This is a genomic window from Burkholderia sp. HMSC10F09 (genome assembly GCF_001806955.1).
Classification (GTDB): Bacteria; Pseudomonadota; Gammaproteobacteria; order Burkholderiales; family Burkholderiaceae; genus Burkholderia; species Burkholderia multivorans.
On sequence record NZ_KV786538.1, the window covers coordinates 1 to 17,763 of the forward strand.

Here is a 17,763-nt window from a genome sequence, read left to right on the forward strand (position 1 = left end):
CGCGCGCGGCGGCCGGCAGCGGCGCGGCCGCGCCCCACGCGACGAGCTCGCGCTTCGTGCGCACGCCAAGCTTTGCGAACGCGCGCTTCACGTACGACTCGGCCGACGCGACGCGCACGCCGAGAATCTCGGCCGTCTCGGGCACGGTCTTGCCCGACAGCAGATGCTTGCAGGTTTCGTATTCGCGCTTCGACAGCTTCACGCCGTCGGCCGCGATGCGCGCATCGAACTGCGCGAGCGGATGCACGTCGGGCGCCGGATGCGCGACGCGCCGCGCGGCGGTGGTCGACGCATGCAGCTCGAGCAGCGGAAACAGCACGTCGCTGATGCTGCGAAAGCGGTTCATCTCGGCGAGCGTGAACGGCGGCCGGTCGCGGCCGCGTTCGAGCGCGATCGAATGCTGCGCGTAGCGCGTGCCGCGCGCGAGTACGCATTCGTGGCCGATCCGCACGTCGTCGAATAGCCGCTGCCGGAATTCGCCGGGCGGAATCGCCGCGATGTCGCGCACGACGAGCATCGTGCCGGTCTTGCCGCGCAGCCCTGCGAACAGCGGATCGCTGTCGAGAAAGCGCTCGTAGTAGAGCGTCATCACGTCGGAGATTTCGGCACTCGCGGTACCGATCCCGCTGCTGCCGATCCATTCGCAGCGATAGCCGGTCGGCATCGCGCCGTCGACGCGCGAGCGTTCGACGTGCAGCACGTCGAGCGGCACCACTTCGTTCAGCAATTGCGTGAGACGCGGCACGAAATGCGGCGTGCCGACCGTTTCGATCAATTCGCCGAGTGCCTTGAACGACACGTTGAAGCGGTCGTCGTCGCGATGGAAGGGGTTCACGTTCAGCAGCATGCGGTCCCCCGATGAAAAGCCTGCGGAAAAAGCGCGCGGATTTTAGCGTCCGCCGCGCGAAACGTCAGTAAGGGGAAATACCGGCGCGCGCGGTCGGCGTGCGCGCCGCAAAACGCGGTTTGTCCCCCCTGCAGGGGGGCATACCGGCGCAGTGTAAATCGGTAACTTCGTCTCTGCTTTTTCAAACGAGAGACGAAAGATTCAGATGACCAAACTGATCAAGGACATTCTGCCGCTCGGCGCAGGCGTAGGCGAATTCACGAAGCTCGACTTCGGGATGGACGAAAGCGACTGGCGTGCGGCCGAAGGCAAGGGCGGCAACTACATCGTCGGCTGGTGGGAAGGGAAGGTCGGCGCGGTCGACTTTCCCGAAACCGCCGCGGACGAGGCCGTATGGCTCGTCGAAGGCCGCATCGCGCTGACCGACGTCGAAGGCAACCGCAAGGAGTTCGCGCCGGGCGAAGGCTATCTGCTGCCGGCCGGCTTCGCGGGTCGCTGGGAGACCCTCGAGGACGCCAAGAAGTTCTACGTGCTGCTCGAGAAGTCGTGATGTCCGCATCGGTTGCCGCGTGGCCGTCGTCCGTGTGACGCACGCGCGGCGGCCGATGCATTTTCGATCGTCCGCACTGCGAAGCGGGTCGCGCCCGGGGCGGCAGCGGCACGCGCGTACCGCGTGCGGGACGACACGGGCGCAATCGCGCGGGAGCGCTGGAATCATGGAAATGGAAGTCAACGAAGCAAAACGGACCGTGCCGGAACCGCCGCACGCGAGGCGCGACGCGCCGGCCGCACTGAGCGTCGAACAGGCGCTCGAGCACACGAAGCTCTCTCCGTACTGGCTCGACAACCCGGCCGCGCCGGCGGCGGAGCCTGCATTGTCGGGCGACGTGACGGCCGACCTGCTGATCGTCGGCGGCGGCTTTACGGGGCTGTGGTCGGCCGTGCAGGCGAAGGAGCAGATGCCGCATCTGAACGTCGTGCTCATCGAGGCGGGCAAGGTTGCGCACGGCGCGTCGGGGCGCGCGGGCGGAATCATCTCGACATCGGTGATGCACGGGCTGCCGAACGCGGTACGCGTGTTCCCGAACGACATCGCGCAGCTCGAGGCGTTCGGCCATCGCAATCTCGACGGCTTCGAGGAAACGCTGAAGCGCTACGACATCGACGCCGACGTCGAATGGAACGGCGAGATGACGGTCGCGGTCGATCCGGACCATATCGCGCATCTGCAGGGCGACTACGAGCTGCATCGCGCATACGGCCACGATGTCGTGCTGCTCGATCGCGACGAGACGCTCGAACAACTGAATTCGCCGCTGTTCGCGGGCGCGCTGTGGTCGCGCAACCGCAGCGGGATCGTGCATCCGGCGAAGCTCGCATGGGGGCTCAAGCGCGCGGCGCTGTCGCTCGGCGTGAAGCTGTACGAGCACACGCCGTTGACGGCCGTGACCGACGAAGGCAGCACCGTGTACGTGAAGACGCCGAACGGCAGCGTGCGCGCGCCGCGCGTCGTGTTCGGCAGCGGCACCGCGAAGGTCGGGATTGCCGACATCAATCGCCGCGTGATGCAGGTGCGCGATCACGTGCTCGCGACCGAGCCGCTCACCGACGAGCAGCTCGCGCGGATCGGCTGGAAGAACCGGCAGGGCGTCTACGACACGCGCACGCAGCTCAACTATTTCCGGCTGACGAAGCACAACAGCATCATCTTCGGCGGGCTCGTCAGCTATCACTTCGACGGCGATCCGAATCCGCAGCAGGACGGTCGGCGCGAAACCTACTACCGGCTCGCGCAGGCGTTCTACCGGACCTTCCCGCAGCTGAGCGACGTGCGCTTCTCGCATGCGTGGGGCGGCCCGATCGACTACTGCTCGCGCGGCTCGGTGTTCGCGAAGCGCTATCTCGGCGGCAAGGCGGTGTTCGTCGCCGGCTATACGGGCTTCGGCGTCGCGGCGAGCCGATTCGGCGCATTCATGGGGCTGAACATCCTGTTCGATCGCGACAGCCCCGAGCGCAAGCTCGACATCGCGAACCAGAGCCCGAGCTACATTCCGCCCGAGCCGATGCGCTGGATCGCCGCGAAGATCACTTTCCATGCGTTCGACGGCGCGGATGCCGAAGGCGGATGGAAGCGCGCGTGGATCAACGGCATCAAGGCGATGGGCTTCCCGATGTAACGAACAGGCGCGGCGGCGCGCGCCGATGCCGATGGCGGCGCGCGGCCGTTCTCATGGCAACGCATGCGTGCTCTCTATGTAAGCAGGCTCCAGCATGTTCTCGAATACCACCGATCTCGATCTCCGGCTCATCCGGGTTTTTCTGGCCGTCGTCGACGCGCGCGGCATCACGGCTGCCGAGGCGTCGCTCGGCGTGCGCCAGTCGACCATCAGTACGCAGCTGTCCGCGCTGGAAGCGCGCGTCGGCTTCAAGCTGTGCGACCGCGGGCGCGGCGGCTTTCGGCTCACGTCGAAAGGCGAGCGCTTCGCGGCGACGGCGCGCACGCTCGTCGCCGCGACGTCCGAGTTCGTCGCGCGCGTGCGCGACATCGATCGCAAGCTCGTCGGCACGCTGTCGATCGGATTGATCGGCCAGGCGCCGCTCGTCGAGAACGCGCGTCTTGCCGAAGCGATCGGCGCGTTCCGCAAGCGCGACCAGGCGGTCACGTTTTCGATGAAGGTCGCGTCGCCGCAGGAGCTCGAGGAAAGCCTCGTGAATAACCAGCTCGATCTCGCCATCGGCTATTTCTGGCATCGCGTGCCGGGGCTCGTCTATACGCCGCTGTTTACCGAGCAGCAGGTGATCTACTGCGGGCGCGGGCATCCGCTGTTTCATGCGTCGCGCGCGGTGACGGCCGACGATCTGCAGGCGCACGACTGGGTGTGGCGCACCTATCCGGTGCCGGAGGAACAGTATCCGCTGCCCGAGCGCCGCGTGACGGCGAGCGCGGACAGCATCGAGGCCGCGACGATCCTGATCCTGTCGGGCGGCCATCTCGGCTATCTGCCCGCGCACTACGCGGAGCCGTTCGAGCAGCGCGGGCTCGTGAAGGCCGTCGGACGCGCGACGTTCAGCTTCGACGTGCCGATGCATCTCGCGATGAAGCGCAGCACGTCGGAGAAGCCGATCGTCGACGCGTTCTGCGACGATCTGCTGCGCGCGTTCGACATCAAGGCCGTCGCGCTCGCCGCGTGACGGCCGCGCTCATGCGTCGATGCGTTCGACCTTGCCGACCAGCAGGCCGTACGACAGGCTGCCGGCGAGCGCCATCGCCGCGATGTAGGTGATCGCGCGCGAGAAGTCCGCGCCGTCGACGAGCAGCCCGATCACGATCGGCGTCGCGATCGCCGACAAGTTGCCGATCAGGTTGAACACGCCGCCCGTCAGGCCGAGCAGCCGCGCGGGTGCGAGCCCCGATACGAGCGACCACGTGATCGACGCGAAGCCGTTGCCGAAGAACGCGAGCGTCATGAACGCGATCACCCAGCCCGTCGACGTGACGTAGTTCGCGCCGATGATGCACGTCGAGATCAGCAGCCCGGAGATGATCGGCAGCTTGCGCGCGAAGCCCTGCGACGCGCCGCGGCGCATCAGCCAGTCCGACAGCAGGCCCGAGCACAGCACGCCGACGAATGCGGCGAGAAACGGCAGCGACGCGAGAAAGCCCGACTTGATGAAGTCCATCCCGCGATATTTGACGAGGTAGGTCGGGAACCAGGTGAGGAAGAACCACAGCGTCGAGTTCAGCGCGAACTGGCCGAGATAGATGCCCCACAGCTTGCGCCGGCCGAGCACGATCCCGAGATCGCGCCACGTCGAGGGTGCGCGCTCGCGGCGGGCGGCGACGCGATCCTCGAGATCGACGAGGCCGCCACCGTCGCGGATCAGCGCGATCTCGGCTGCGTTGACGCCGCGAAACGCGCGCGGCTCGCGATACACGGCGTACCAGATCGCCGCCCAGACGATGCCGGCGAGGCCCGTCGCGACGAACACCATGTGCCAGCCGAGATGCACCTGCAGCCACGCGAGCACCGGTGTCAGAAACGCGAGGCCGACGAACTGCCCCGACGTATAGCCGCCGATCGCGCTCGCGCGTTCGCGCGTCGGAAACCACGTCGTGACGACGCGATTGTTGATCGGATACGCGGGCGCTTCGAGCGCGCCGACCGCGAGCCGCAGCACGATCACGCCGACGAACGAACCGGCGAAGCCGAGCAGCAGCGTCGCGGCCGACCAGAGCGCGAGCGCGCCCGCATACAGCACGCGCGGCGACACCTTGTCGACGAGCCAGCCGCCGGGAATCTGCATCAGCGCATAGGTCCAGCCGAATGCGGAAAACACGAGCCCCGCGTGCACGGGATCGATGTTCAATTCGCGAAACAGCTCGGGTGCGGCGATCGACAGATTGCTGCGGTCGAGATAATTGATCACGACCGTGACGAACAGCAGCACGAGGATCAGCAGCCGCTTGCGCGACGGCGTCGCGTCCGTGCCGCGCGATGCGGATTCGATGGGCAGGGCGGGGCTGGCGTGCGCGTGCGGCTGCCGCTCCGGTTGACTGGCGTGCGTGCGCGACGCGGATTGGGTCACGGTTGTCTCCTGTGTGCCGTGCGGCCGGCGCACGGGTTCGGGCGCGGCCGCATTCGATGACATTCGGCCGAACGTTAGAGCGGCGGCGCGACGTGCGTCAACATTTGGACAGGCATCCCGATTGATGGGACGTTGCGTGCTCAACATGTGGGAATGCGCTGCCGAATTACATCGGCCTGTCGGCCGGTTACCGAAAACTGTCATCGATCGTCGTTAAGCTTTCGCGATCCTTTACAACCGGGATACCGTGATGCGCTCGACTCTTCGCCTGTTTGCCCCGCTGCTGCTGTTGCCCGCGCTTGCCGCGCCGGCGCTCGCCGTCACCGCCGCGCCCGTCAGTGCGAACTGCGGCGGCAGCGCGACGCCGATCGCCGACATCCAGGGGCCCGGCGCGCCATCGCCGCTCGCCGGCCAGAACGTATCGATCGAGGCCGTCGTCACGGCCGATTTCGGCGGCACGGACGGCTTCGGCGGCTTCTTCGTGCAGCAGGCCGACCCGCAGCGACGCAACCAGCCGGGCGTGTCCGAAGGGCTGTTCGTCTATGCGCCCAAAGCGCGTGCGAAGGCCGGCGATCTCGTCCACGTGACGGGCAAGGTCGAGGAGAAGTACGGGCAGACGCAGCTCACGCTGTCGGGCGCGATCGCCGTCTGCGCGAACGGTCAGACGGTCACGCCGGCGACGCTGACGTTGCCGGTCGACAGCCCGAACGCGTTCGCCGCGTATGAAGGGATGCTCGTGCGCCTGCCGCAGACGCTGACCGTCACCGACAACTACGAGCTCGGCCGCTACGGCAGCGTGCTGCTCAGCAACGGCCGTCTGCGCACGCCGACGAGCGTCGTGCCGCCGTCGCAGGCGCAGTCGCAGATCGACGCGAACGCGCGCAACCGGCTCATCCTCGACGACGGATCGAACAAGCAGAACCCGGCGAGCGTCCCGTATCCGGCGCCGCAACTGTCGGCGGCGAATACGCTGCGTACGGGCTACACGGTGCGCGACGTGCAGGGCGTGCTCGAAGTGCGCTACGGCGCCTGGCGCGTGCAGCCGGTGCCGGGTGCCGCCGCGCCGACGTTCGATGCGCGCGCGAACCCGCGCACGAACGCACCGGCGCGCGATCCGCATGCGAACCTGCGCGTCGCATCGTTCAACGTGCTCAACTATTTCAACGGCAACGGTCTCGGCGGCGGCTTCGACGATCCGAACAATCGCGGCGCGAAGACCTATCAGGAATTCCAGCGCCAGGAAGCGAAGATCGTCAGCGCGCTGAAGGCGCTCGATGCGGACGTGATCGGGCTGATGGAGATTCAGAACAACGGCTACGGCGAACTGAGCGCGGTCCGCCAGCTCGCGGCGAAGCTCGGCGGTGCGTGGCGCGTCGTCGATCCGGGTACGTCGCGGCTCGGCGGCGACGCGATCGCCGTCGCGATGATCTACGACAGTCGCAAGGTCGAGCCGGTCGGCCGCGCGGCGACGCTCGCGATCGACGACAAGAACCGCCAGCCGCTCGCGCAATCGTTCCGGCGCATCGGCGGCAAGCAGGCGCTGACGATCGTCGTCAATCATCTGAAATCGAAGAACTGCCCGGACGCGGCCAACGACGATCTCGACCAGGGCGACGGCCAGGGTTGCTGGAACCCGACGCGCGCGCGCGCGGCCGCGAAGCTCGCCGACTGGCTGGCCGGTACGCCGACCGGCGTCGCCGGGCAGGGCGTGCTGCTGATCGGCGACTTCAACAGCTACACGTACGAAGATCCGATCCGCCTGCTCGAATCGCGCGGCTATCGCAACCTCGTGTCGCGCTGGATCGGTGCGAACGCGTACAGCTACGTGTACAACGGCGAAGCCGGCTATCTCGACCATGCGCTCGCATCGCTGCCGCTCGCCTCGCACGTGAAGGCCGTTCACGAATGGCACATCAACGCGGACGAGCCCGTCGCGCTGCAATACACGCTCGCGTACAAGTCGGCCGAGCAGCAGCAGACGTACTACGCGCCGGATGCGTATCGCTCGTCGGACCACGATCCGGTGCTGATCGACATCGCGCTGCCGGGCGGCGGCCGATAGCCGCGCGGCGACGCGTTCGCGGCAGACGACGGGCGGCGCGGCCGCCCGTTGTCGTTTTCACGGCGGTATGTGCGCGCGGCCGATCGTGTAAATAATGCCGGCCATTGCAAAAAGAATTAAAAGAATCGGTATTTTCTTTCCGGCACGGACAAAAGCGCACGGCGAGATTCATTCTCGCGAATCAATCGTGCGTATCAAACAATCGGATATGCGGGAAACGCGTCAATTAGCCGATTATCGAAATTTAAATGAAAGAAATAATATAGCGATCTGAATGCTTTCACTCGCGCTGAAACGGCTTTCCGTGCTGTCGCAGCCGGGTTGGATCGTTAAAGAGAAAGAATCGCGTTGAAGCGACGAAAAACCCGCGTTATTCCCGAACAATCGCTACGCGCGCCCGCATTCGGCAACTGATCCGGATGCGCATTATCGCGATCTCCTTAATATCCGAATGATCTTTGACAACGCAGCGCAGCACCGCCTATTTTTGTGTTGTCGTAAATTTCGGTAATAAAAGGAAGTCATCACGGCAGGGGGCGTTCCAGTATCGATCACGCCAGCAGTCGCTGTGTCTGTATCACGTTCAGTCTCTTGAAGCAGTCGATCCCAACCGCCGTATGCCGACGTGCACGCGCGTGGCGGGTATGCGCGCGCGTGTCGCCGGCGCAGGCGGCCCTTTGTGAAGCGGTATTTCACCCAACACCAAGGACAGAGATGAAACCAGACAGGAGCTGTACCGGCAACCGCATCGGCCGTCGCGGCCGGTTGGCCGGGCTAGGTGTGCTGACCATCGTGACACTCGTGCTCGCGGGCTGCGGTGGCGACGATTCGTCGTCCGTCGGCGTGTCGAGCCTCGCGCAGGCGACGACGAGCCGACAGGCAAGCGCGCAGCAGGCTGCCGACGGCGCGACGCCGTCCGCGAACCAGCCATATGTCGATCCGGTTGCGTATTCGATGAATGCGACGGACGGGCTCGACCCGACGCAGGTAGCCGAGAAGGCGGCCGTCATGCATTACACGTGGAAGTCCGGCGGCACGACCGTCAACTACACGACGACCACCGGCCACCTCACGGCGGCCGACGCGCAGGGCAATCCGGAAGCGTCGATGTCGTACGTCGCCTATACCGCGCCGAGCACGAACGGCAAGCCGCGGCCCGTCACGTTCGTGTACAACGGCGGCCCCGGTTCGTCGTCGATCTGGCTGCGCCTCGGCTCGTTCGCGCCGACGCGCGTCGCGACGCCCGATCCGCTGTTCGGCACGAACTGGCCGAACTATCCGCTCGTCGACAACCAGGAGAGCCTGATCGACACGACGGATCTCGTGTTCATCGATCCGCCGGGCACGGGCCTGTCGGAAGCGGTGCTGCCGAACACGAACCAGAAGTTCTGGAGTTCGGACGCCGACGTCAACATCATGCGCGACTTCATCCAGCGCTATCTGGCCGTCAACAATCGCAGCAGCTCGCCGATCTATCTGTACGGCGAATCGTACGGTACGCCGCGCACCGATATGCTCGCGCTGGCGCTCGAATCCGCCGGCGTGCATTTGACGGGCATCGTGCTGCAGTCGTCGATCCTGAACTACTTCGCCGATGCGATCGAAGCGGTTGCGATCACGCAGTCGACCGAAGGGCTGCTGCTCGACACCGACACCGTGGCCGGCTATCTGCCCGGCTATGCGGCGGTGGCGGCGTACTTCAACCAGGTGTCGCCGGCGCCGGTCAACCAGGGGCTGTATGCGCTGCAGACCGAACTGTTCACGACGCTCATCTACCAACAGCTGCAGAAGTATTCGCAGTCGTGGGTGCTGAGCCAGCTCGGGATCCCCGATGCGCTCGGCACGCCGGTGTTCCCGAGCGATGCGACGCTGCGGCTGTGGTCGTTGCCATCCGGTCTCACGCAGCAGGCGCTGCGCGGCTACTTCAACGCGAACCCGTTCGGCACGAGCCTGCTGCCGGGCACGACGATCGGCCGGTATGACGGACGCGTGTCGCTGCCGAATTCGGATCCGCGTTTGCAGACCGACGGCGATCCGTCCGACATCCTGATTTCGCAGCCGTTCACGAATGCGCTCGCGACGCAGTTGCCCGACTATCTCGGCTACAGCGCGCCGAACGCGACTTACGTGCCGCTGAACGACAGCATCATCGAGGTGTGGGACTTCTCGCACGACGGCCAACCGATGCCGGATACGATCCCCGATCTGCTCGGCGCGCTGCAGCTCAATCCGCAGCTGCAGGTGCTCGCGGAGAACGGCTATCACGATCTCGCGACGCCGTTCTTCAGCACCGAGAAGGAGCTCGCGCGGCTGCAGACGGTGAAGGGCCTGAACCCGAAGCTGCAGGTGAACTTCTTCCAGGGCGGGCATATGATTTATCTGGACGACGTAGCACGTCCGCAGATGAAGCGGGACCTGAAGCGCTTTTATCAGGGCAGCCGGATTCCGACCGCGCTGACGTTGCGCATGCTGCCGCCGCCGTGGCCCGACCAGAGCCCGGCCGGCACGCCGACCGGCAGCACGCCGGCCTCGGGCGCGGCGACGACGGTCGCGGCGGCTTTGTGAGCGACGGACGCCTGCGTGGCAGGCGATCCGCAGGAATCCCAGTTCATCCATTGAATGCGAGCGATCATGTCCCTAATCCAATTGATGCGGCGTATGTCTCCGTTGATCGTCGTCGCCGCCACGATCGGCAGCGCGCACGCGCTGCCGCCGCAGCCCGTCGCGCCCGTGAAGCTGCCGCACGGCACGCGCGGCGTCGACGGCCCGTTCTTTCCTTCGCACCGCGTGGCGCCGGTCTTGCCGTCGACCGGCACGACGCTGCAGCAGCAGGCGCAGCGGCGCGTCGATGCACGGCTCGGCGGCAATACCGTGCTGAGCAACGGCGCGGCCGTGACGAAGGCGCAGGCGCAGAGCAGCGGTCTCGGCTATATCGCCAAGCACTTCGACGAGATCGATGCGAAGCACACCGGACGCGTGACGATGAGCGACGTGCGGCAGTATCTGCAGCAGCGGCAACTGCAGCAGCAACAGGAACAGCAGGAGTGAGGTAGCGGTGACGGCGACCGGATGCGTCCGGTCGCCGTTCGATCAGCGCGCCGCGGAGCGACGGCGGCGGTTCGCGGTACGTGGTGCGTGGTGCGTGGGAGCGCCGCGGCGAGGCGCGCGGCGCATGCGGGATGCACGCGACGCGCTGAATGTGAGCGATTACGCGGCGCGGCGCATCGTCAGCCGATGCCACAGCATCCCGGCGCGGCTGCCGCTTCGGCAATACGCGAGCACGGGTTTCGGCAGCGCGTCGACGAGTGCCGCGAACGCTTCGACGTCCGCGTCGCCGATTTCGTCGCGGCGTACCGGCAGATAGCGTGCATCGAGGCCCAGCGCGCGTGCCGCTGCCGCGATTTCGGCGAACGCGGGTTGATCGGCTTCTTCGCCGTCCGGCCGGTTGCAGATGACGGCGCGATAGCCGGCGTCGCGAATCGCGGGCAGGTCGGCCGGCGCGATCTGGCGCGCCGCGGCGAAGCCGCTCGATGCGGCGGCGCGGCACTGTTCGATCGCGCGCCGGAAGCACGCGATCGCGGCGTCGATGTCCTGCTCGGTCGTGAAGCGGCCCAGGCTGACGCGCACGGTGCGGCTCGCGGCGCTCGCATCGAGGCCGATCGCGGTCAGCACATGCGAAGGTGCGCCGCTCGTCGAATTGCATGCGGACGTCGACGACACCGCCAGCGTGTCGCCCAGCATGAACGGCAAGAAGCCCGGGGCGTCGACCGTCAGGCTCAGCGTGTGCGGAATCCGCGCGGCGGCGGCCGCGTTGTGCGTGACGTCGCCGAGTGCGAGCACCGCATCCTTCAGGCGCGCGGCGAGCGCTGCAATGCGCTCGGCTTCGCTGTCGAGCTTTGCTGCCGCGAGTTCGCAGGCGACGCCCATGCCGACGATCTGATGCGTCGCGAGCGTGCCCGAGCGCAACCCGCGCTCATGGCCGCCGCCATGTATCTGCGGCGCGATCCGCTCGGCGATTTCGCGGCGCACGTACAGCGCGCCGATGCCTTTGGGACCGTAAACCTTGTGTGCGGACATCGACATCATGTCGATGCCGAGCGCGTGCACGTCGATCGGCGTCTTGCCGAGCGCTTGCGCGGCATCGACGTGCAGCAGCGCGCCAGCCGCGTGGACGATGCGCGCGATCGCGCCGACGTCGGTCAGCGTGCCGAGCTCGTTGTTCACGAGCATCAGCGAGACGAGGCCGGTATCGGGGCCGATCGCCGCGGCTACGGCGTCGGCCGTGATTTCGCCGTCCGGCGTGGGCGACAGATAGGTGACCGTCATCCCGCGTTTCGACAGGTTCGCCATCGTGTCGAGGATCGCCTTGTGTTCGATGCGGCTCGTGATCAGGTGGCGGCGGTCGCTTGCGGTGTCCGCGTAACCCTTCAGCGCGAGGTTGTTCGATTCGGTGGCGCCCGACGTCCAGACGATTTCGTCTGCGTCTGCGCCGATCAGCGCGGCGACCTGTTCGCGTGCGTGCTCGACTTTCTGTCTTGCGAGGCGGCCTGCGATGTGCGAACTGGAGGCCGGATTGCCAAAGATGCCGTCGAAGCCGAGGCAGGCGGTCATCGCTTCAATGACGCGGGAATCCGCGGGCGTGGTGGCGGCGTAGTCGAGGTAATGGAACAAGGTGCTGTCGCTCATGGTTTTCTGTTGCGCGTCGGAACGGCGAAATGATACGGCGCGCGCAGCGGAAAATGGCTCCAAAATGAGCCGTGCAATGGCGCGGATGTGGAAAGTGAATCTTTGAAGATGGGGATTTGGGGAATTTGTTTCTCTTGGTGGTCCCGCCATGCCTGTCTGCCGCGCGTTACGGCCGCGCGACCACGGCGCCGCAGGTATTGCCGGTCTCGGGAACGCGCTTCGACTAGCGCTGCTGACGCTGCGTCGGTCGCTGCTCGGCCCAAGTCAGCAGCGCGTCGAGGGCAGGGCAGAGTGACCGGCCCCTCGAGCACTGAGGCAGTGCGGCTATTGCTGCGTGGAATGCCGAAGTCATTGCCAAGTACGAATGCACGACCGAGGCGGTCTCGTGGCAGACCATCTGCGCGCAGAGGACGGTGATCGCAAACGTCAGCGGCAACTTCCCGGGTAGTCCTATCCGCCTTCGCCTTCGCTTTACCGTCGCGGGCGATCTCGTCATCCGACTGCGAATTTCGCCATGAGCCTCGATCTTGAACTCACGCGCCTGGCGGGCATCGCCATCGTGGTGAACGTGCTCGCGCGTCGAGCGCGCGCGCCGGTGGCTTCGCCGCGCCGAGTGACGACGAGTGGTAGAAGGAGTTCGGGCTGAACCTGATGCCGGCCGTCAGGCTTGATCGCGCGCTTCTGCTCGTCGATGCTCGCACAAGGGTCGGGCGTCAGCGTGCATGTCACATCGATTCGGCATGTGCTGCCGCTTCCCGGGCCTTCACAATGCCCACCGCCCCCCTCACTCCACCGTCACCGACTTCGCCAAATTCCTCGGCTTGTCGATATCCGTCCCTCTCGCCAGCGCCGCGTGATACGCGAGCAGTTGCATCGGGATCGTATGGAGGATCGGGGACAGCGGCCCATAGTACTCATTGAGCCGAATCACCTCGATCCCCTCGCTCGGCGACAACCCGCAATCCACATCCGCGAACACGAACAGCTTCCCGTTGCGCGCGCTGACCTCGTGCATGTTCGACCGCAGCTTCTCGAGCAGCGTGTCGTTCGGCGCGACCGCAATCACCGGCATCTCGTTGCTGACGAGCGCGAGCGGCCCGTGCTTGAGTTCGCCGGCCGGATACGCCTCCGCGTGGATATACGAAATCTCCTTCATCTTCAGCGCGCCCTCGAGCGCGATCGGGTAATGCATCCCGCGTCCGAGGAACAGCATGTCGTCGCGCCGCGCGAGCAGTTCCGACCAGCCCATGATCTGCGGCTCCAGCGCGAGCACCTTCGACATCGCGTCGGGCAGGTGGCGCAGCGCGCGCAGATGCGCGTGCTCATCGTCGTCGCTCAGCTGGCCGCGGGCCTGCGCGAGCGACAGCGTCAGCAGGAACAGCGCGACGAGCTGCGTCGTGAACGCCTTCGTCGATGCGACGCCGATCTCGATCCCCGCCCGCGTGACGAACTGCAGCGCGCATTCGCGCATCAGCGCACTCGTCGCGACGTTGCAGATCGCAAGCGTGTGCATCATCCCGCGTTGCTTCGCGACGTGTACCGCGCCGAGCACGTCGGCCGTCTCGCCGCTCTGCGATACCGCCACGACCAGCGTGCGCGGATTCGGCACGCTGTCGCGATAGCGGAATTCGCTCGCAATCTCGACGTTCGTCGGTAGCTTCGCGATGCTCTCGATCCAGTACTTCGCGGTGAGCGCCGCGTGGTAGCTGCCGCCGCAGGCGAGCAGCAGCACCGAATCGACGTCGTTGAACACGCGCCATGCGCCGTCGCCGAACAGCTCGGGCATGATCGACGCGACATCGAGCAACGTGTCCGCGACGGCCTGTGGCTGCTCGAAAATCTCCTTCTGCATGTAGTAGCGATACGAGCCGAGATCGGCCGCGCCGCTGTGCGCAGCCACCCGTTGCACCGGGCGTTCGACGCGCTGCCCGGCTGCGTCGACGATCCAGTAGCGATGCAGCTGGATATCCGCGACGTCGCCGTTCTCCAGATACGCGATGCGATCGGTGATGCCCGACAGCGCGATCGCGTCGGACGCGAGGAAGTTCTCGCCGTCGCCGACGCCGACGACGAGCGGCATCCCGTCGCGCGCGCCGACGATCCGGTGCGGCTCGTCGCGGCACATCACCGCGATCGCGTAGCTGCCGCGCAGACGTGCGGCGGCGCGCTGCACGGCATCGAACAGATCGCCGTCGTACAGATGATCGATCAGATGCGCGATCGCCTCGCTGTCGGTCTGGCTCGCGAACACGTAGCCGTGCGTTTCGAGTTCCGCACGCAGTTGATCGCAGTTCTCGATGATCCCGTTGTGCGACAGCGCGATGCGTGCGTCGGTGTCGCTCGGCGAGAAATGCGGATGCGCGTTCAGCGTGACGGGCGCGCCGTGCGTCGCCCAGCGCGTATGCGCGATGCCGGTGTAGCCGGACAGTGCCTGCGCGGCGATGTCGCGCTGCAGGTTGGCGACGCGATCGACGCTACGCGCCCGCGCCAGCGCGCGGTCGCGGTAGACGACGACACCGCACGAGTCGTAGCCGCGGTATTCGAGCCGCTTCAGGCCGTCGACAAGGTTCGGCAGGATGTCCCGTTGGGCCACCGCCCCGACAATTCCACACATATCGCGCTCCCTAAAAGTCGTTCTGGATCCGTGACAGCGATGGTAGGGGCGACTTCGTGGAATTAAATTTCAAAATACAAGCGAAAATGAAATGGCATGGCGACGCGCTATCATGTTGAAATTAAATTTCACGTAGAAGCCAGCAAGGAGCCGCCGATGCCCGGCATCACCCTCGACGATCTCGACCTGCGCATTCTCGCGGTCCTGCAGGACGACGCGTCGGTGTCGAACCTGCAACTCGCCGAACGCGCGCTGTCGTCGCCGCCTACCTGCATGCGCCGCGTGCGCCGCCTGACGGAAGCGGGTGTGATCCGCCGGCAGGTCGCGATGCTCGATCCGGTCGCAATCGGCACGGCCGTCACGGCAATCATCGAGATCAGCCTCGACCGGCAGACGGCCGAAGACTATGACGCTTTCGAAGCGTACGTCTGCGCGGAGCCGGCGGTCACGCAGTGCTACCGCGTGTCGCCGGGGCCCGATTTCGTCGTGGTCGCCGATCTGGCCGACGTCGCCGAATACGATGAATTCGCTCGCCGGCTGTTCACCGGCGCGTCGAACGTCCGCAATGTGCGGACGTTCTTCTCGACGCATCGCGCGAAATTCGAGACCAATGCGCGCGTCGGACATGCGATGCGCAAGCGCGGCGGGGAGTAGGGGAACACACGCGGCGAGCGACGAGCGGCGACCGAAGCAATCAGAAAGCCAGCACCTGCTGCCCCGAATACCACCCCCCATGCCCCAACCCCGCACCTTCAAGCGACAGCAACGCGCGCTTGCGTTCGATGCCGCCCGCATAGCCGGTCAAGCTCCCCGAGGCACCGACGACGCGATGGCACGGCACGATGATCGACACGGGGTTCCGTCCGACCGCGCCACCGACGGCACGCGCGGCACTCGCCGGTAGTCCAACGCGCGCGGTCAGCTCGCCGTACGACACGAGCGTGCCGAACGGAATCGCGAGCAGTTCTTTCCACACGCTTCGCTGAAACGCGGTACCGCGCAGATGGACCGGCACCGAGAACGTCGTGCGCGCGCCGGCGAAGTACTCGGCAATCTCGCCGGCGACCGTGCGCGCAATGGGCGACGTGCGACGCACGTCTGTGCCCGACGCGATCGCGAGCGACGGATAGTACTTCTGCCCGACGAAGAACAGTCCGGTCAGCGCATCGTCCTCGATACGCACGGCGATGTCGCCCAGCGGGCTCGGAATCAGATGAGCGGGCGTCATCGCAAAGCTTCTCCATGAAGGCGCCACACATGCAGCGCCGCATACGCGCGCCACGGCGCCCAACGGCTCGTACGCCGCAAGGTGGATGCACCAGCCGCGCGGTCGTCGGCCTGCGTCGCGAGCAACAATGGTTCATCCGCGGGAAACGCATTCGGCCACGCCATCGCGCGCATCGCAACGTACTGCACCGCGCGCTCGTCGAAGCCCGGCATCGCGCGCAGCGCGGCGAGCGTCGCGTCGAGCGACGCCATCGGTTCGAGCGCGAGCGTGCCTTCGACAACCGCCTGCGCGAGCGAAACGATCGCGTCTGCCGCGTCGCGCGCGACGCCGATCGACCGAAGCGCCGCGGGCGGCAACGCGGCGAGCGTCGACGCAGCAGGCATCGCGTGCGCGAGCGTCGGCGGCGCGCCGTCCACGCGTGCGCCGAAATGCGCGGCGAGGCGCGCGAGCACCGCATCGGCATGCGTCGTCGCGAGATGTTCGCCGACGATCGCACGGATCGCGATCTCGACGCCGTCGAACGCGCCCGGCACGCGCAGGCCCGGCGAGCCGTCGGCGAGTTCGCCGAGATGCGCGTCGATCACGTCGGGACGGCTGTCGAGGTCGAACAGCCGCCGCACGCGCGCGAGCACGGTCGGCACGACCGGCGTCAACGCGGGCGACACGGTGACGGCGAGCGCGAACCGGTGCGGCACGTGCGAGACGGACACCCAGCCCGTCACGCGGCCGGTACCGCGCGGCGCCGGCAGGTCGACGGCGCGCAGATAGCGCTGCGCGTCGATCCATTCCACACCGTCGATCTGCCGCTGCGCGAGAAAGCGCATCAGCTCATGCCAGGCGAACGGCGGGCGGTACGGCAGCGGGAATGTCATGTCGCCGCCGGCCGACGCGCCCGCCGCAGCGCTTTTGCGCAAGCGCAGCGGGTTCAGCCCATAGCGCTGCAGGAACAGATCGTTGAAGCGGCGGACGCTGCCGAACCCGGCCGTCGACGCGACGACGGCCACGGGCAATGCGGTGTCGGTCAGCAATCGCTTCGCCATCAATAGCCGCTGCGTCTGCGCGAATTCCACAGGCGATACGCCGAACCGCGCGGCGAAGATCCGGCGTAGATGGCGCTCGGTCACGCCGACGCGCTGCGCGAGTGCGTGGACGGAGCGGCCGTTCAGGAACCCGTCGTCGATCAGCGTCGCGGCGGCATTCGCGAGATTGCCCGACACGTCGAGCAGGCCGTGGCCCGGCGCGAGCTCGGGGCGACAACGCATGCACGGACGGAAGCCGGCCTTCTCGGCGGCCGCCGCGGTCGGAAAGTAGCGGCAGTTCTGCGCTTTCGGCGGCTTCACGGGGCAAACGGGGCGGCAGTACACGCCGGTCGTGCGCACGCCGACGAAGAACCAGCCGTCGAAACGGCGGTTTCGCGCCAGCAGGGCGTCGTAGCAAATGTCGGGGTCGAGGCGCATGCGACGACTGTAAACCATCCGCCTCGTCGATTCTGGCTGAAATCGGACATGTGTATCGGTCCTCCGGGCAGGCCGCGCGCACCCCGGAAAACCGCCGAAAAAACGGTTAATGCCACACTGCGAAACAGTCGTCTCTTTTCGGCGCCGACAAATTGAGATGACTCATCGAAATCCCCGACTGACAGCGCGCCGCCCGACACCCTATTCTTTGAAAAACGTTTTCCCAACATCGATCGGCGACCGGCCGCGCCGTGCAAGCGATGCGCCGCCGCCCGCCCCGGC

14 protein-coding genes are annotated in these 17,763 nt (G+C 66.5%); 8 read left to right on the forward strand and 6 right to left on the reverse strand.

Annotated features, from left to right (window positions below):
- The coding region (locus HMPREF3115_RS03415; RefSeq protein ID WP_070553437.1) for a helix-turn-helix transcriptional regulator at window positions 1-847 on the reverse strand (847 nt) is incomplete at its 3' end.
- A 205-nt stretch (window positions 848-1,052) separates the two neighbouring features.
- On the opposite strand from HMPREF3115_RS03415, the gene HMPREF3115_RS03420 reads away from it, so the two are divergent.
- From HMPREF3115_RS03420 to HMPREF3115_RS03430, 3 genes are all read left to right on the forward strand, one after another.
- The gene (locus tag HMPREF3115_RS03420) at window positions 1,053-1,397 is read left to right on the forward strand and encodes a cupin domain-containing protein (RefSeq protein ID WP_059940670.1); all 345 of its coding nucleotides are present in this window, start codon (window positions 1,053-1,055) and stop codon (window positions 1,395-1,397) included.
- A gap of 166 nt (window positions 1,398-1,563) precedes the next feature.
- Window positions 1,564-3,024 (forward strand): NAD(P)/FAD-dependent oxidoreductase, encoded by a 1,461-nt coding sequence (locus HMPREF3115_RS03425; protein ID WP_006409682.1) that lies wholly within the window; start codon window positions 1,564-1,566, stop codon window positions 3,022-3,024.
- 94 nt (window positions 3,025-3,118) lie between these two features.
- Window positions 3,119-4,039, forward strand: coding sequence for a LysR family transcriptional regulator (locus tag HMPREF3115_RS03430; protein ID WP_006397741.1), 921 nt, complete (start codon window positions 3,119-3,121; stop codon window positions 4,037-4,039).
- A gap of 9 nt (window positions 4,040-4,048) precedes the next feature.
- On the opposite strand, the gene HMPREF3115_RS03435 is transcribed toward HMPREF3115_RS03430, so the two are convergent.
- Window positions 4,049-5,434, reverse strand: a complete 1,386-nt coding sequence (locus HMPREF3115_RS03435) for an MFS transporter (RefSeq protein WP_053298005.1) — start codon at window positions 5,432-5,434, stop codon at window positions 4,049-4,051.
- Window positions 5,435-5,684: 250 nt separating this feature from the next.
- Here HMPREF3115_RS03435 and HMPREF3115_RS03440 point away from each other — a divergent pair, with 250 nt between their 5' ends.
- From HMPREF3115_RS03440 to HMPREF3115_RS03450, 3 genes are all read left to right on the forward strand, one after another.
- Window positions 5,685-7,496 (forward strand): ExeM/NucH family extracellular endonuclease, encoded by a 1,812-nt coding sequence (locus tag HMPREF3115_RS03440; protein WP_070553438.1) that lies wholly within the window; start codon window positions 5,685-5,687, stop codon window positions 7,494-7,496.
- A gap of 714 nt (window positions 7,497-8,210) precedes the next feature.
- Window positions 8,211-10,061, forward strand: coding sequence for a S10 family serine carboxypeptidase-like protein (locus HMPREF3115_RS03445; protein WP_060151622.1), 1,851 nt, complete (start codon window positions 8,211-8,213; stop codon window positions 10,059-10,061).
- 93 nt (window positions 10,062-10,154) lie between these two features.
- A complete protein-coding gene (locus tag HMPREF3115_RS03450; protein WP_006404456.1) occupies window positions 10,155-10,544 on the forward strand; it encodes a hypothetical protein in 390 nt (129 codons plus the stop codon).
- Between the two features lie 159 nt (window positions 10,545-10,703).
- Here the strand turns inward: HMPREF3115_RS03450 and HMPREF3115_RS03455 are convergent, their stop codons facing one another.
- The gene (locus HMPREF3115_RS03455) at window positions 10,704-12,182 is read right to left on the reverse strand and encodes an aminotransferase class V-fold PLP-dependent enzyme (protein ID WP_070553439.1); all 1,479 of its coding nucleotides are present in this window, start codon (window positions 12,180-12,182) and stop codon (window positions 10,704-10,706) included.
- A 514-nt stretch (window positions 12,183-12,696) separates the two neighbouring features.
- Here HMPREF3115_RS03455 and HMPREF3115_RS32175 point away from each other — a divergent pair.
- Entirely contained in the window at window positions 12,697-12,828 is a 132-nt protein-coding gene (locus HMPREF3115_RS32175) for a hypothetical protein (protein WP_254915405.1), read from the forward strand.
- Window positions 12,829-12,966: 138 nt separating this feature from the next.
- Here HMPREF3115_RS32175 and glmS read toward each other — a convergent pair whose 3' ends face one another.
- Complete coding sequence (gene glmS / locus HMPREF3115_RS03460) at window positions 12,967-14,796, reverse strand: glutamine--fructose-6-phosphate transaminase (isomerizing) (protein WP_070553440.1); 1,830 nt, start codon at window positions 14,794-14,796, stop codon at window positions 12,967-12,969.
- 156 nt (window positions 14,797-14,952) lie between these two features.
- Here glmS and HMPREF3115_RS03465 point away from each other — a divergent pair, with 156 nt between their 5' ends.
- Window positions 14,953-15,450 carry an Lrp/AsnC family transcriptional regulator gene (locus HMPREF3115_RS03465; RefSeq protein WP_035488001.1) on the forward strand — a complete coding sequence of 166 codons (498 nt, stop codon included), beginning with the start codon at window positions 14,953-14,955 and terminating at the stop codon, window positions 15,448-15,450.
- A gap of 40 nt (window positions 15,451-15,490) precedes the next feature.
- Here the strand turns inward: HMPREF3115_RS03465 and HMPREF3115_RS03470 are convergent, their stop codons facing one another.
- Entirely contained in the window at window positions 15,491-16,024 is a 534-nt protein-coding gene (locus HMPREF3115_RS03470) for a methylated-DNA--[protein]-cysteine S-methyltransferase (RefSeq protein ID WP_070553441.1), read from the reverse strand.
- Window positions 16,021-17,499 (reverse strand): DNA-3-methyladenine glycosylase 2 family protein, encoded by a 1,479-nt coding sequence (locus HMPREF3115_RS03475; RefSeq protein ID WP_070553442.1) that lies wholly within the window; start codon window positions 17,497-17,499, stop codon window positions 16,021-16,023. The genes HMPREF3115_RS03470 and HMPREF3115_RS03475 overlap by 4 nt, the downstream gene beginning before the upstream one ends.
- Window positions 17,500-17,763: the final 264 nt, after the last annotated feature.

What these genes read in the sequence shown, in the direction of transcription:
- HMPREF3115_RS03420 (WP_059940670.1), top strand. Translation starts at nt 1,053, where the DNA reads ATGACCAAACTGATCAAGGACATTCTGCCGCTCGGCGCAGGCGTAGGC.
- HMPREF3115_RS03425 (WP_006409682.1), top strand. Translation starts at nt 1,564, where the DNA reads ATGGAAATGGAAGTCAACGAAGCAAAACGGACCGTGCCGGAACCGCCG.
- HMPREF3115_RS03430 (WP_006397741.1), top strand. Translation starts at nt 3,119, where the DNA reads ATGTTCTCGAATACCACCGATCTCGATCTCCGGCTCATCCGGGTTTTT.
- HMPREF3115_RS03440 (WP_070553438.1), top strand. Translation starts at nt 5,685, where the DNA reads ATGCGCTCGACTCTTCGCCTGTTTGCCCCGCTGCTGCTGTTGCCCGCG.
- HMPREF3115_RS03445 (WP_060151622.1), top strand. Translation starts at nt 8,211, where the DNA reads ATGAAACCAGACAGGAGCTGTACCGGCAACCGCATCGGCCGTCGCGGC.
- HMPREF3115_RS03450 (WP_006404456.1), top strand. Translation starts at nt 10,155, where the DNA reads ATGTCTCCGTTGATCGTCGTCGCCGCCACGATCGGCAGCGCGCACGCG.
- HMPREF3115_RS03455 (WP_070553439.1), bottom strand. Translation starts at nt 12,182, where the DNA reads ATGAGCGACAGCACCTTGTTCCATTACCTCGACTACGCCGCCACCACG.
- HMPREF3115_RS32175 (WP_254915405.1), top strand. Translation starts at nt 12,697, where the DNA reads ATGAGCCTCGATCTTGAACTCACGCGCCTGGCGGGCATCGCCATCGTG.
- glmS (WP_070553440.1), bottom strand. Translation starts at nt 14,796, where the DNA reads ATGTGTGGAATTGTCGGGGCGGTGGCCCAACGGGACATCCTGCCGAAC.
- HMPREF3115_RS03465 (WP_035488001.1), top strand. Translation starts at nt 14,953, where the DNA reads ATGCCCGGCATCACCCTCGACGATCTCGACCTGCGCATTCTCGCGGTC.
- HMPREF3115_RS03470 (WP_070553441.1), bottom strand. Translation starts at nt 16,024, where the DNA reads ATGACGCCCGCTCATCTGATTCCGAGCCCGCTGGGCGACATCGCCGTG.
- HMPREF3115_RS03475 (WP_070553442.1), bottom strand. Translation starts at nt 17,499, where the DNA reads ATGGTTTACAGTCGTCGCATGCGCCTCGACCCCGACATTTGCTACGAC.